The sequence below is a fragment of the Chitinophaga pinensis genome (assembly GCF_007896845.1).
GTDB lineage: Bacteria > Bacteroidota > Bacteroidia > Chitinophagales > Chitinophagaceae > Chitinophaga > Chitinophaga pinensis_C.
The window spans coordinates 35,548-49,729 of sequence record NZ_VOHS01000014.1 but is presented as its reverse complement, the minus strand read 5'-3'; the positions used below and the strand labels follow the sequence as shown (position 1 = coordinate 49,729).

Here is a 14,182-nt window from a genome sequence, read left to right as displayed (position 1 = left end):
GAGTATATTGGAGAATGAAACAACGGATTCCACACTTGCTTTTGCTGGCGGCTGTTATGATCTTCTCCAATATGCCTGCTTCCGCACAACAACGCAAAAGCGCCATGTTAAATCACATCGCGCTTTATGTAGTTGATCTTCAGAAAAGTACTGCCTTCTACAGGGATATTGTCCAGATCGATACCATCCCTGAGCCCTTCCATGATGGACGTCACACATGGTTCAAAGTGGCTGAACACAGTCATCTGCACATTATTTCAGGCGCAAAGGAAATCGTACCCCACGATAAAAACTCCCACCTCTGCTTCAGTGTTTCCTCAGTTGAAGAATTTATGGCCCGCTTGCGTAAGCACCACATCCCTTTCGAAAGCTGGCAGGGTGAAGCGGATAAACCAACACTCCGGGTCGATGGTATCAAACAGATCTATTTCACCGACCCGGATGGTTATTGGGTAGAAATCAATGACGATCATCCCTGAGCTAATAATTTCTGCTCATTTTCTTCTAATAAAGCACGCGTTTTCGGCAGACAATAAGCATGATTGGCCTGTATAAACGACAGCATGTTTTCCCGCAGGAAACAGCGCAGGTCAAATGCTTTGCCCGAACTATTCGCACTCACCAGCATTCTGACCTCCACAGAACGGTCGGTAATGTTGGTGACCTGCATCACCTGCACCCGTTTATCCCACAACGGATGATCCTTGAGGATCCGCTCAAACTCGGCCCGCAATATGTCTATAGGCGCCGTATAATCCAGATACAGGAATGCCGTACCCAATATCGCCGAACCTGTACGGGTCCAGTTCTGGAAAGGCTTTTCTATAAAATAATTGATCGGTAATATCAGTTTACGCTGGTCCCAGATACCTAATACCACATAGGTCAGGGTGATCTCTTCCACTCTGCCCCATTCTCCTTCCACAACCAGTACATCATCAATACGGATCGGTTGTGTAAAGGCCAGCTGCATCCCCGCAAGGAAATTGGATAAGGAACGCTGTGCGGCAAAACCCACAATGATACCACCGACACCCACACCGGTCAGCAATCCTGCACCAATCTTCCGCAGACTGTCAAAACTCAGCAACACCGCACACAAAGTCAGCACCAGAATCATGCTGATAGCCAGTTTACGCACAAACTGCAACTGGGTACGCATTTTCCGCTCCCGCAGATTATCCTCCTTTTTTAAGTCATAGGTATGCATCACATAGTCCTCAAAAACCTTCACCAGCCCCGTCAGGATCAATCCAAAGGAAATGATCAGAGAAATCTCCACGGCACGACTCAATATATCCATCGGCCGCTTTGCCAGTTCCATAAACGGCAGTACCATGTCCAACACCAGCACCGGCAGGAAATAATTGATCGGTTTTCCCAATCTTTTTAAAACGGATCTGATCAGGGAATAGTCGGCCGGATTCTTAGTGGCAGTCAGTTTCAGAATCAATGCCAGCAGATACTTGACAATTAAACCTGTGATCAGCGCGGCACAGCCAAGCAAAATACTCCATACAATCGGCGGTAAATGAAGATCTTTCTGTAAATTTTCCAACATCTCGGTTAATTATTAGTTCCCGCATTTCCCGCAAAGAACATACCGTATGTGCTGTGATTACAATTACGTATCTTTAGCGTATATATTTGTGAATTAAAACCATATAAGCACTTTGTATTTTGATGAATTTGACCTGGACGACAGGGTCCTGGATGGAATAGATGCGATGGGATATACGACGGCGACGCCAGTCCAGGAAAAAGTTATCCCCCCGATTATTGCAGGTAAAGACATTCTGGCCTGTGCCCAGACTGGCACCGGTAAAACGGCCGCTTTCCTGCTGCCTATCCTGCACCGCTTAATCACTGAGCCCCATGATGCACGCAAAATCAACTCACTGATTATAGTACCGACCCGTGAACTGGCAGTCCAGATTGCCCAGACACTGGAGGGTATGTCTTATTTTACCTCCGTCAGCTCTATCGCCGTATATGGCGGCAGCAACGGCGCTCTGTTTGCGGCTGAGAAAAAAGCCCTGACTTCCGGCGTGGATATCGTTATCTGTACGCCCGGTCGTATGATCGCCCACCTGAACATGGGCTATGTCAAGCTGGACGCGGTAAAATACCTTGTGCTGGATGAAGCAGACCGTATGCTGGACATGGGTTTCAATGACGATATCATCAGGATCACCTCTACCCTGCCAAAGGAAAGACAAAACCTGCTGTTCTCGGCCACCATGCCCGATAAGATCCGCAAACTGGCCATGAAGATCCTCCATCAACCGGAAGAGATCAACATTGCCATCTCCAAACCGCCTGAAAAGATCGTACAGGAAGCGTTTATCGTGTTTGAAGAACAAAAGATCGGTTTGATCAAACAGCTGCTGGCACGCAAGGAATTCGGCTGCATCATTATCTTCTGTTCCCGTAAGCAGAACGTAAAACAGCTCACCTATGAGCTTAAAAAGGCCCGTTTCTCCGTAGAAGAGATCCACTCTGACCTTGAGCAGGAGAAGAGAGAACAGGTGCTCATGGATTTCAAAAACAAGAAGCTGAAAATGCTGGTGGCGACAGATATCCTGAGCCGCGGTATAGATATAGAAGATATAGACCTGGTGATCAATTATGACGTGCCAAACGACGCGGAAGATTATATCCACCGTATCGGCCGTACTGCCAGAGCAGCCACCGATGGTACCGCCTATACCATCATCAGCGAGAAAGAACAACGCAAATTCGCCCGTATCGAAGAAGTATTGGGTAAACCGGTGACCAAAGCCGAGGTACCAGCTGCATTAGGTCCGGTACCGGAATATTCACCTAAACCATTCCGCGCAGGCGGTGGCAAACGTCCACACGGTAAAAAACGTCCCGGTGGCAATGGTGGCGGTAACCGTAACCACAAACCGGGGGGAAATCAGGGCCAACGCCCGCAGGGTGGCCAGCCACAGCACCATAAAAGCAAGAACAACAGCGGCGGCAGACCAGCCACGCAGTCATAAAATAAAGGTCCTTACGACCTCTTCCGAACGTCCCGGCATCCCCCGGGGCGTTTTTTTATGCCCTTTTCCATCCATTTTTCCATTTTTTGGAATTTTTTCCTGAAAGTAGACGTTCCGGTGGGTATGCCAAAACCTAAAACCCGCCACCATGGCTGATTGGCAACGTTCCCGGAAACTGGCATTTAAATGGTTTCTATTATACCAAACGACAGCAAATGGCTAACAAGTTCGAAAGCAAGATATACTTAGTAGATGACGATCCGTTCTGCCTCGCCACTTACGATAAACACCTGAGAGCGCAAGGTTACGAACACGTACGCTGCTTCTTATCTGGTGCTGACTTCTTAGCCGCACTGGATGATCAACCGGATGTTGTTCTTTTAGATCACGATCTGGGTGATATGACCGGACTGGAAGTTTTGAAAGAGATCAAACGCTTTAACAACAACATATTTGTCATCTTCGCCAGCTCACGTCAGCAGCCGGAGATCGCTACCGAATCATTAAAGAATGGCGCGTTTGATTACATTATTAAAGATGATAGTGTACTGGAACACATCACCGGAACGCTGAGCAAACTGTTTATCGTTTCGGATTATCTGAAAAAGAAAAAGATCAACAACAGGTTCTTCCTCTTCTTCGGACTGGTCCTTGCCTCCTGTTCACTATTCAGTTATTTATATGAAGTATTGAGATCTTCATAACCTACACCGACGCCTGCGGGCACCACAACAATTAGCCTGCTTACACCGACAACTGTTAAAGAAGCGTTCTGTTTATCCCTATACCTAGATCACATATTTCAATGCATCCTTTATGAACAAGATTATCGCAGTACACCTTCATAACGACAGACACGGTAACACCATGGTGTTCCGTCAGTCACTGGAAACATTAACAGAGAAAGGTCTGGATGTACATCTTATCACGAATCGTACCGGTGATACGCCTGGGTTCCTGTCCGGTATTCCAGGTGTACAATACCACTACATAAATTATTTAGAACGGGGGAACAAATGGAAGGTTTTCTTCAGTTTCCTGCTGGCCCAGATGGTAATATTCAGGAAAGTTTGGGGGCTGCTTGAGCCGGAAGCAAAAGTGTACATCAATACACTGCTGCCTTTCGGTGCAGCATGGGCCGGCAGGCTGAAGAAGGCGCCAATTACTTACCACGTTCACGAAACGTCCATCGCTTTTCCAAAGCTGCGCCCGTTTCTGTTGAACATGGCCAGACGTACGGCCACACAGGTAGTCTTTGGCTCCCGTTACTTACAGTCGAAATTCAGTTTCCCGAATGCGGAAAAACATATCGTACACAGCTGTTTGCCGCAGTCTTTCGTACAGGAGGCCGTATTGCACGCCAATCATGGCTCCCGTAAGACCGTACTGATGATCGCACCGCTGGAAAAAGAAAGCGGTCTGCCGGAACTACTCGAACTGGCCAATCAGATGCCCGCTACAAAATTTGAACTCGTTATTGACGCAAGTCAGAAAGAGATAGACGCTTATTTCAGTAACTATTTTATCCCTGACAATCTGATGGTCTATGGCACACAGCTGAACCTGCACCCTTTCTACCAGCGGGCAGCTGTGGTCCTGAACCTTTCTAACACAGAGCATTATCAGGATACATTCGACTTCAACATCCTGCAGGCAATGAGTTACGGACGTCCGGTGATCGTACCACTTGCCGGAGGCGCTAATGAACTGGTCGCACACGGATGGAACGGTTACCGTATCAGTGGCAACTATATCGACAAAGTGCGCAAACACGTAGAACAACTGCTGAGCAACAAACCACTGTACGCTGATATGAGCTGCGCCGCACAACTGGTTGCCTTTCAGTTCAAACCGGAATTCTTTAAGCAACAGGTAGAAGACCTCTTTGCAGACGGCACTTACTTTACGCCGCGTAAAAAGGAACAACTCGCAGAAGTGCTGCTCTACCCTGCCGCTTTACAGGAATACATCAACAACGCAAGAAACTAGCTAACGATATTACTAAGGGGGAATATGACAACAATCCATGGTTTATTTTGAGGGTTTATTTGAGGTTTTTCAAGGTTTTTTTTGAGGTTTTTTTAAGAGGTTTTGTATTGAGTATGTGAACATTCATCCTGGCCCCGGTGCAAATTGAAAACGTGAAGCAGAGGGGCCAGGCAATGATCCGGAACAGATCTTTAATTATTGAAAATATTGTGTTGAGTATGTGGACTTTCATCCCGGCCCCGGTGCAGAGGCTGTCAGTGAGAACAGACGGGGTCAGGAGATGACAGTCATTATCCCTATGTCAATTTAGTGTGTGCTCATCCCGGCCCTCGTGAAAATGAAAAGTGCCGCAGAAAGGGCCCGGAGATGATACCAGAAAAGAAAAAGATATTATTTAAGGATGTGGTGTGACCCCTATGCCAGTTTAGAGTGGTCATCCCGGCCCTCGTGAAAGAGGAAGCGTGTAGAACGCAGGGCCCGGAGATGATGCCAGAAAAGTGATAAAGTGATTGAAAATATTGTGTTGAGTATGTGAACGTTCATCCCGGCCCCGGTGCAGTCGCTGTCAGTGAGAATAGATGGGGCCCGGAGATGATAACAGAAATCAGGAATAAGGACAACGTGATAAATATTTGGTTAACAAATGCCGCTTAAGAGTGTCTTCATCCCGGCCCTCGTGAAAATGAAAATGTACAGATAGCAGGGCCAGGCGATGAGACTTTGAGAAACAGATCTTTAATTATTGAAAAATATTGTGTTGAGCATGTGGGACATTCATCCCGGCCCCGGTGTCGTTGCCGTCAGTGAAGAACAGACGGGGCCCGGAGATGATACCCAAAATGAAATTTACGTGTTGAATATGTGGTTGACCAATGCCGCTTAAGAGTGTCTTCATCCCGGCCCTCGTGAAAATGAAAATGTATAGATAGCAGGGCCAGGCGATGAGACTGTAAGAAACAGATCTTTAACACATCAAAATATTAGTATTGAGTATGTAGACTTTCATCCCGGCCCCTGTGCAGTTGCTGTCAGTGGGAATAGAGGGGCCAGGCGATGATAGTAAAAGAAATTAATGTGGATGTACCATTAACGCCTTGAGAGTGCTTGATCATGGCCCCGATGCAGTTTGATTTTGTGAGGGCAAAGGGGCCTTTTAAAATTTTTGCTTGCCTATTTCATAATAACCCACCAGGTCTTCTGCGCCATACTTTTAAAAAAGTGTGGTAAAGGAGACCTGTTGATGATTGAAAATTTTCCTAAATTAACGGAAAATTCCATGAATGCTCGATTTCAAGATTTTTATAGTAGAGGATGATAAGTGGTACGGAGGATTATTGCATCATTACCTTAGTCAGAACCCCGACTACGAAGTAACCCTGATTGGCTCAGGCAAGGAATGCCTGGCACAACTACACCGTAAACCGGATCTCGTCACCATTGATTTCGGACTACCCGATATGAATGGAGAGGAATTGTACAAAAAGATCAAACAGGCGCAACCTAATCTGCCCGTGATCATTATCAGCGCACAAGAAAAGATTACTACCGCGGTAGACCTGCTCAAAATGGGGGCAGAAGACTATCTGGTAAAAGATGATAATACCCAGCAACTGCTGTGGAAAGCAATCATCCGCCTGCGCGAAAATACTTCCCTCAAAAACGAGATCTCCGAACTGAAAGCAGAACTTAAAACGAAATACGACTATTCACGTTCCATTATCGGGAATAGCCCTGCCCTGCAGACCGTCTTCAAAATGATCGACAAAGCAGCAGGCTCCCTGATCAATGTCTCCGTTTCCGGCGAAACCGGTACGGGTAAAGAACTGGTAGCCCGCGCAGTGCACTATAACTCCGCCAGAAGCGGTCACGCCTTCGTTCCCGTGAATATGGCAGCCATTCCAAGGGAACTCGTAGAAAGTGAACTGTTTGGTTACGAAAAAGGCGCCTTCACCGGTGCACAGAATAAAAAGATCGGCCGCTTCGAAGAAGCCAATGGTGGCACCCTCTTCCTCGACGAAATAGGGGAAATGGACCTCAATATTCAAAGCAAACTCTTACGCGTACTACAGGAAAAAGAACTGACGCGCCTTGGAGGTACCTCCAAAGTAAAACTGGACTTCAGACTGGTAGTCGCCACACATAAAAATCTCGCGGAAGAAGTGAAAAAAGGAAATTTCCGTGAAGACCTTTACTATCGCATCGTAGGTCTTCCCGTCACCCTTCCTCCGCTCCGCGAACGTAAGGAAGACATCCTGCTGCTCACACAGCACTTCCTGACCGCCTACTGCAAAGAAAATAAAGTGGCAGAGATCAAAGTCTCTCCCGCCGCCAGAGATAAGCTCGTCAGCTACGCCTATCCCGGTAACATACGTGAACTGAAATCAGTGGTGGAACTCGCCGCCGTGATGTCAGAAAATAACTGTATAGAACCGGAAGATATTACCTTCCTCTCAGGTAATAATCACGACGTAGACACCGTATTGAATACAGAACTGACATTACGCGAATACACAAGACTGATCATCCGTAACTATCTTAAAAGATATGATGACAACGTATTGCTGGTAGCGGAAAAACTGGATATCGGCAAATCCACTATTTATAAAATGTTACAGACAGGCGAAATAGAGGGCGCCTGAAGATGAAGATTCTATCAACTTATGATGCAACCGGAACATCAACTCTATTCTTATACATACCTGTACAAAATTACCAGTACAAGTCCCTCCTTCATTCATAAAATGATAGGATTGTTTGTCTCATCTCTGGATGAATACGTGTCAGAACTGGAATTGCTGCAACAAAGCAACAATCTCCACGAACTGAAAAAAGTGCTGCACAAAATGAAGCCCAGTATGATGAACCTTGAGATAAAAGGAGCTGGTGAGATCCTTGGCAAGGTCAGCGAATCCAGCGCATGGACCTGCGCCACCAGCGACAGTATCCGCCAGCTGACAAACACGCTGAAAGAGATCAAACCTCTGATGGAACAGGACCTGCATGAATTGAGCAAAGAAGTATCCTGAGACACACAGGTACCAACATAAAAAAAGGCATATACTTGTCCGCAGACAGGTATATGCCTTTAAAATTTTTCAACCCGCTTATAGCCCTATTTATTAGCGTCGCGTAAAGCCTTGATCTGGTCGTGAGAACTTCTCAATGTACTCTGTTGTTCTACGATCATTTCACGCAGGTAAGCTGGCAGCTCTTCGTCTTCCAATGCAGTTCTGTAAGCACGCTGTGCTGCATCTTCTCCTGCTTCACAATTGGATAATACAGTATGGCGGTCATGACCGGTGAAGACGGCTTTCACATCCATCCACGCACGATAGATCTTACCACTTGTAGTAGTTCCGCTCTCCATATCGCCACCCAGTGAGTTTACCTCTGTACCCAATGCAAGACGAATCTCGTGACTTTCGCTGATCATAGAAGAGAATAATGCTTTCAGATCAGCATCTTCTGCTTTCAGTTCCTTCAGTGCTTTTTCATAACCTTCGATACGGTCATTATTAATCTGGATCAGATCATTCAGTACCTCGATAGTTTCAATTGTAGCTTGCATAAAATAAGTTTTTGGTTAACAGATAAGGCTGTTGCGCCTTGTTGTTTCCAATACTAGTTACAAAACTATGCCACAACGATTTCTCTTATAGAAGAATGATATACAATGTAGAACCTGGTGTAAGCTTATCTCCACTATGTGTAAAATAGCGGACGGCCTCAGGCAGGAACTTTAACTGCTTGTCTGGCAAGCAGCTTCCACTGAGCACCTTCTTTACCCCATACCAATAAGATATACAGCTTTACATGTCCGGCTACACCACCATCATTAGTGTCTGCACTGAATGTATGACGCACGATCGCCGTATTACCGGTGATCGCTATTTTCTGCTCACTCAGATCAATGGTCACGAAATCAGATTTACCATTGACGATATTGCTGACAAAAGTAGTTTTGTCTTCTATCTTGCCACTGGAATGTCCGTAAGACAATTTTTCATCTGATACTTTTTCCAATATCGCCTTATCTGCATCCACCATGGCTTTCCGCAACAATTCTACCTGTGCTGCGACTACTTTTTCTTCTTTGGATTGTGCGGATGAGATGCCTGACACCAGACAGAATGCCAGCAGTGTTACGTAAATTTTCATACGGGAGTAGTTATGCAATAAAAATATAGAATTGAAATTTAAATTCTTAGTGTGACACTATCTTTTTACAGCAAATGCGACTCTGTAAAATTCATATCCTTTTTCTGTACGGTCCGGAAGATAATGATTCCGGTATTCAACAGCGCTGTAATCTTCCAGTAACTCCATACCGAAGCCATCCAGATAGCGCCTTACCAGAAAGGGTTCCAGACCAAAGGTCCAGTTCTCTTCTATCTGTCTCAGATCCTGTAATAATTTCTCTCCCCCGAAAAATGCAGCCGGATATCGCAGCACTTTTTCATCAACATAAGTGAAAATAACATAACTGCCGACAGCAAATGTTCCCATAAATGCAAAGGTGGATGCTACGGCTTCGTGTGACAGGTAATTACTCACTCCTTCCCATATAAAAACAGTCGGCAGTGAAAGATCAATGTGGTGTGTGGCTGCCAGTTGTTCCAGCCGTTGCTCATTAAAATCAATTTCCAGATAACGGACATGTTCCGGCAGGTGTCCGAGACTGCTCGTGATCCGCTCCCTTTTAGCCTTCGCAGTAGCAGGATGATCGATCTCAATCACCGGTAGGGCACGCAGAAAGCCCAGACGTAAGGCGCGGGTATCATAACCGGCGCCCAGAATGACGACCTGTTTAGCGCCGCCCCGGACTGCCTGTTGCAGTAATTCATCAATGTAGCGCGTGCGTGCCACACCAGATGACAAAGCGCCGGGAATTCTTTTACGGATGATGCGATAGATCAGATTACGGATAAATGGTACTACAGATAATTGGGTGATAAATTTAAAGCGGGCAGTCAGAAAAGAAAAAGCATAAGGATCGGTAAACAGTCTTTTTCCGGACGGGCGGTTAGTCTCCAACGCCCGGAATAACGCCATATACTGGGCCGTACGACTGGCAGTGTCTGTCTTCATAACGAACGGGAAATGGGTTTATCTAAAGATAATAAAAAATAGCACAAAAAAACTGCGGCAGATACTGTCTCAAACAATATCTGCCGCAGCTGACAAAACGCATATCCTTTCGAAGGTGCTATTCGTTAACTTAAAGAGTATTCATTGTTTTTAATAAACACAGCAAATGCTTCCTGCGTCCACTGCTGATAATCATTTAAATTGATTCCCAGCTTCTCGTCACGGTGCACTTCCCTGATCTCACGACTATCCCAATAGCCCCTGGCCAAAGATTGTACATTAGCAGTTGCATCCTGCACATTTACACCGTAATCTTCAGGATAGCTCCTGTAATTACCCATTGCGAGTTCCTGGATTTCATGCTTAACGCCTTCTCTGTTATTCTTTGACATAGTTCTAATTTTTGGTTCGATAGATATAAAACAAGAACTGTTCCTATGTGCCAGAATCTATCAGCGTTAAGATAACTTTAACGTATTCTTTAGTTATCTTTTACTTTTCCTTTCAGTGATATAACCGGTGAAAGAAATAGGCTGTCTGTTATTGCTGATTACCTGTAATGAAGCAAATCCATTATCAGATATTGTGAACGATAACAGCCGCGCATCCTGCGTGTCCTGTGGTTTGATCGTAATATCCCATCCACCTTTTTTTCTGGTGGCTTCCTTGTAATCAAATCTGGTAGACGTAAATTGTATCCCGCCTTTCGTCGGATCCATCGGCGCCGTATAGGCGCGACCGAAGTATGGTAAATAGCTGATCACACTATCAGGGGTGATCTTCACATCATAATCAGACGTTATCTGTCTGTTTGGTGAAGGATTCGTCGGCTGCACCGTCTGTACTTTGAATACATAATTCCGTGCGCTCACCATTTTTTCTACCGCCAGCTGTTTGTCATTCTTCTTGTCCTGTGCCTGTAAATTACTGATAAACAATCCTCCGATCAGCACTAACACTGTTACCACTTTACTTTGAACACTTCTCATAAAAACTGATTTTTTATATAACGTGCGAAAGTCATTCCACATTTTGTCCACCTATATCCGTTATAACATGTATGTGTTATAAATATTCGCATTTAAACGTAGACCTTTGCATAACTTATCGATTATCAGCATATACTAATAAAAACCAGCATTTGCACAAATTTGCACGTAAACTAGCCAACATTTGGGAAGAACTGGTAGGAGACCCTGCGTCGTTCTCGCTGGAGAACCGTGCCTTCAACTCTATCAGTGTGGTGACCATGGCCCTGCTGACGGTATTATTGCCGTTCAACATGTGGCTCGGTCTGACGTTCGTATGGGTGATCGTGGCTACCCTGCTGGTACTACAGGTCTTTTTCTTTTACCTCTCCCGCTATAAAAAGGTCTATCATGTCAGCATGCTGGCCTACGCGATTGTCAGCTATATTACGCTGACAGCCACCTTTTATCTGAATTCCGGTAGCCATGGCCCTGCCCTGCTGCTGTTTTTCCTGACATTCAATCTGTTAATAGCTTTCAGTCCACGCAGCCGCCACTGGATGTGGGCCTGCCTGCACCTGCTGCTGCCCGTTATTCTCCTTACAAAAGAATACCTCAATCCTGCATGGATCACCGACAGCTATGGCAGTGCGGAATACAGATACGTGGATATTCTGTCCAGTTACCTGATCACACTAACCTGCATCTATCTCATTACCAATTATTTAAGAAATAATTACGAAAGAGAAAAGCGCAATGCTGAAGAACGCGCCGATAAAATTGATAGTCAGAATATTAAACTGGAGCAACTCAACCAGAAAAAGGACAAGTTATTCTCCATCATCGCGCATGACCTGCAAAGTCCGCTGAACTCTATCATTACCACCCTCCACCTGATCGCAGAATACGATCTGGAAGAAGAAGAAAAGAAGATGCTGGGGGATGAACTATTGACCCTGACAAAAAATACTTCCAGTCTGCTGACCAACCTCTTAACATGGTCTAAATTGCAGATGGACGGAAAAGGTGTCAGGTTATCTTCTGAAAATGTCCATAACGCAGTAGAAAGAGTACTGACGATTCAACGCCTGCTGGCTGACAAGAAGTCTGTCAACATCACTTCCCGCGTAGACCCGGATGTTTATATTACCGCGGATCATAACATGCTGGAACTGATCATCAGAAATCTGGTGAATAATGCGATTAAATTCACCCCTTCCGGCGGACAAATAGCCATTGACCTGCGTGTCAATGAAGAACGCTGTCACCTGATGATCTCCGATAATGGTATCGGTATAGATCCCAATCATCACGACGAAATATTCTCCCTGAAAACACAATCGACCTTCGGTACCAACAACGAAAAAGGGATTGGCCTCGGATTAGTACTTTGTAAAGAACTACTCGCCCTGCAGGATGGCGAACTATGGTTCGAAAGTACGCCCGGTGAAGGCACCACCTTTTTTGCCAGCTTCCCGCTTAGTCAGATGAAGGTCACCGGCAACACACTTTCAGCGTAAATAATTGTTTATCACAACCTTGCAAATAGACTTCATCGGTTCTTGTTACCGTTGATAAGCCTGTCCTTTGTCTGGCATTAGTCTGACTATACTTAACCTACCTTAATGCTGCGTTCAAAACGTAGCATTAAGGTAGGTTAAGTATAGTTTAAGCCTTATCTAATTATCCTCTAAGTAATTTCATATTTATTTATCCCACCATAAGTGATCAGCCAATGAACCTACCGGCGGAACATTTTCCGGATTACGGCTTGTTTCAGAGGTAGGATATCCCACCCGGCGGATGAAGGTATTTAACAGAGCGCCCTGTGGTAACTGGAAGTTCTTATACCTGTAATCGTAACGGCGGGCGTCCGTCCATGTTTCCGGTTGCAGGAAAGTGGCCACATATTTCTCCTTGAAAAGCAGATCTTTTGTAAATGCGGCCTGTCCTACAGCCACCACCGGATTACCCACGTAAGCCTGTTTCGCCGCAGGCGCCACCCCTAACTTGTCCATATGCGTTCCGATACCATCGAGGTATGCCTGATAAGATCTTGCCTTATTTGCCACAAAAGAAGCCTCAGATTCGATAAACTTCATCTCTGCATAGGTGAGCATCAAAAGCGGTGCTCCGCCCCGGGAATAGAACCCATTTACTGATAATGCGCATTGTGAGTTATCAGTCCCGGATCCCGTACGTCCGACACCATTCACCGTCCCTCTGTAATCGCCAAAACGGGTAAGGTCAGTGATCAATGGTAAACGGGGATCCGCCACACCATAGGTCGTACCATTCAGCGCATTGATGAAAGTGGCACTCAACCAGCCATCCAGCGTACCGCTGGCATTGTTTTTTGCCACACTGTTCCACGGACTCAGACTTTCAAAACGGGTGATCTGGGCATCATCCGCATTTGACTCATAAGCAAGGTCCAACGCTGCCAGTACAGCCGCAGGATCATAATCCGGCAGTTTACTCTTCCTGTTCAATAATCTGGCTTTCAGCGCATACGCCGTTTTAACCCACGCAGCCTTGTTCCCTCCATGTACAAGGTCATTCACCGGATCCAGTGCCACCAAAGGGTCAGGAAGATTAAAAGCTGCTATTCCCTGATCAATCAGCGACAGACAACTATCATAAATAACCTTTGCGCTGTCATATTCAGGCCGCAGATTCTCGCCTTCTGACCATGCTTCTTTATAAGGCGCATCTCCATACAGATCAATCACCATACTCATATTCAAGGCCTCCAGAATATCAGCCACGCCCAAATGTTCATAAGCCCTCTGCGCCAGTGCCAGTTGCTTCATCTGACGGATATCGGTTACATTCAGATAAATAGCCCGCCAGTTGGAACTCCTGTCTACATCATCATAGATATCCGAGCCACTGCCGGTATTCGGAGAAGCCAGCTGCTGCACATAATAGGAAGTGATATAACCGGTGGAGTATACATTAATCGCAGACTGATAAGTCGTCGCTACCAGCAGACCATTAATCGGCGGCCTCTGTGTCAGATTAGGATCGGTCTGATTAATATCCAGATAACCTTTTTTACAGGCAGGCAGCACACAGAAAAGACCTGCAGCCAGTGCCAGTGTATATATTTTAAGCAATGTACGTTTCATG

14 protein-coding genes are annotated in these 14,182 nt (G+C 45.7%); 7 read left to right on the top strand and 7 right to left on the bottom strand.

Annotated features, from left to right (window positions below; all coding sequences use genetic code 11):
• Positions 1 to 14 precede the first annotated feature (14 nt).
• Entirely contained in the window at positions 15 to 479 is a 465-nt protein-coding gene (locus FEF09_RS15395) for a VOC family protein (protein ID WP_261387521.1), read from the top strand.
• On the opposite strand, the gene FEF09_RS15390 is transcribed toward FEF09_RS15395, so the two are convergent.
• Positions 470 to 1,561 carry a mechanosensitive ion channel family protein gene (locus FEF09_RS15390; protein WP_146305942.1) on the bottom strand — a complete coding sequence of 364 codons (1,092 nt, stop codon included), beginning with the start codon at positions 1,559 to 1,561 and terminating at the stop codon, positions 470 to 472. The two genes, FEF09_RS15395 and FEF09_RS15390, sit on opposite strands and share 10 nt — an antisense overlap.
• A 112-nt stretch (positions 1,562 to 1,673) precedes the next feature.
• On the opposite strand from FEF09_RS15390, the gene FEF09_RS15385 reads away from it, so the two are divergent.
• From FEF09_RS15385 to FEF09_RS15365, 5 genes are all read left to right on the top strand, one after another.
• Positions 1,674 to 3,005, top strand: coding sequence for a DEAD/DEAH box helicase (locus tag FEF09_RS15385; RefSeq protein WP_146305941.1), 1,332 nt, complete (start codon positions 1,674 to 1,676; stop codon positions 3,003 to 3,005).
• Between the two features lie 215 nt (positions 3,006 to 3,220).
• Positions 3,221 to 3,709, top strand: coding sequence for a response regulator (locus FEF09_RS15380; RefSeq protein ID WP_146305940.1), 489 nt, complete (start codon positions 3,221 to 3,223; stop codon positions 3,707 to 3,709).
• 112 nt (positions 3,710 to 3,821) lie between these two features.
• Positions 3,822 to 4,994, top strand: a complete 1,173-nt coding sequence (locus tag FEF09_RS15375; RefSeq protein WP_146305939.1) for a glycosyltransferase family 4 protein — start codon at positions 3,822 to 3,824, stop codon at positions 4,992 to 4,994.
• A gap of 1,280 nt (positions 4,995 to 6,274) precedes the next feature.
• Positions 6,275 to 7,633 carry a sigma-54-dependent transcriptional regulator gene (locus FEF09_RS15370; protein ID WP_012791602.1) on the top strand — a complete coding sequence of 453 codons (1,359 nt, stop codon included), beginning with the start codon at positions 6,275 to 6,277 and terminating at the stop codon, positions 7,631 to 7,633.
• A 21-nt stretch (positions 7,634 to 7,654) separates the two neighbouring features.
• The gene (locus FEF09_RS15365; RefSeq protein ID WP_222596988.1) at positions 7,655 to 8,020 is read left to right on the top strand and encodes an Hpt domain-containing protein; all 366 of its coding nucleotides are present in this window, start codon (positions 7,655 to 7,657) and stop codon (positions 8,018 to 8,020) included.
• Between the two features lie 86 nt (positions 8,021 to 8,106).
• Here FEF09_RS15365 and FEF09_RS15360 read toward each other — a convergent pair whose 3' ends face one another.
• From FEF09_RS15360 to FEF09_RS15340, 5 genes are all read right to left on the bottom strand, one after another.
• On the bottom strand, positions 8,107 to 8,562 hold the full coding sequence (locus FEF09_RS15360; RefSeq protein ID WP_146305937.1) for a PA2169 family four-helix-bundle protein: 456 nt from the start codon (positions 8,560 to 8,562) through the stop codon (positions 8,107 to 8,109).
• A 158-nt stretch (positions 8,563 to 8,720) separates the two neighbouring features.
• Positions 8,721 to 9,152, bottom strand: coding sequence for a nuclear transport factor 2 family protein (locus tag FEF09_RS15355; RefSeq protein ID WP_146305936.1), 432 nt, complete (start codon positions 9,150 to 9,152; stop codon positions 8,721 to 8,723).
• 57 nt (positions 9,153 to 9,209) lie between these two features.
• Positions 9,210 to 10,082: a class I SAM-dependent methyltransferase gene (locus FEF09_RS15350; protein ID WP_146305935.1), complete on the bottom strand. Its 873-nt coding sequence runs from the start codon at positions 10,080 to 10,082 to the stop codon at positions 9,210 to 9,212.
• Positions 10,083 to 10,207: 125 nt separating this feature from the next.
• Positions 10,208 to 10,474 carry a hypothetical protein gene (locus FEF09_RS15345; RefSeq protein WP_146305934.1) on the bottom strand — a complete coding sequence of 89 codons (267 nt, stop codon included), beginning with the start codon at positions 10,472 to 10,474 and terminating at the stop codon, positions 10,208 to 10,210.
• A 93-nt stretch (positions 10,475 to 10,567) separates the two neighbouring features.
• Positions 10,568 to 11,071 (bottom strand): DUF4251 domain-containing protein, encoded by a 504-nt coding sequence (locus FEF09_RS15340; protein ID WP_146305933.1) that lies wholly within the window; start codon positions 11,069 to 11,071, stop codon positions 10,568 to 10,570.
• Between the two features lie 152 nt (positions 11,072 to 11,223).
• Here FEF09_RS15340 and FEF09_RS15335 point away from each other — a divergent pair, with 152 nt between their 5' ends.
• Positions 11,224 to 12,570, top strand: coding sequence for a sensor histidine kinase (locus tag FEF09_RS15335; protein ID WP_186774361.1), 1,347 nt, complete (start codon positions 11,224 to 11,226; stop codon positions 12,568 to 12,570).
• A gap of 186 nt (positions 12,571 to 12,756) precedes the next feature.
• Here FEF09_RS15335 and FEF09_RS15330 read toward each other — a convergent pair whose 3' ends face one another.
• Entirely contained in the window at positions 12,757 to 14,181 is a 1,425-nt protein-coding gene (locus tag FEF09_RS15330) for a SusD/RagB family nutrient-binding outer membrane lipoprotein (protein WP_146305931.1), read from the bottom strand.
• Position 14,182: the final 1 nt, after the last annotated feature.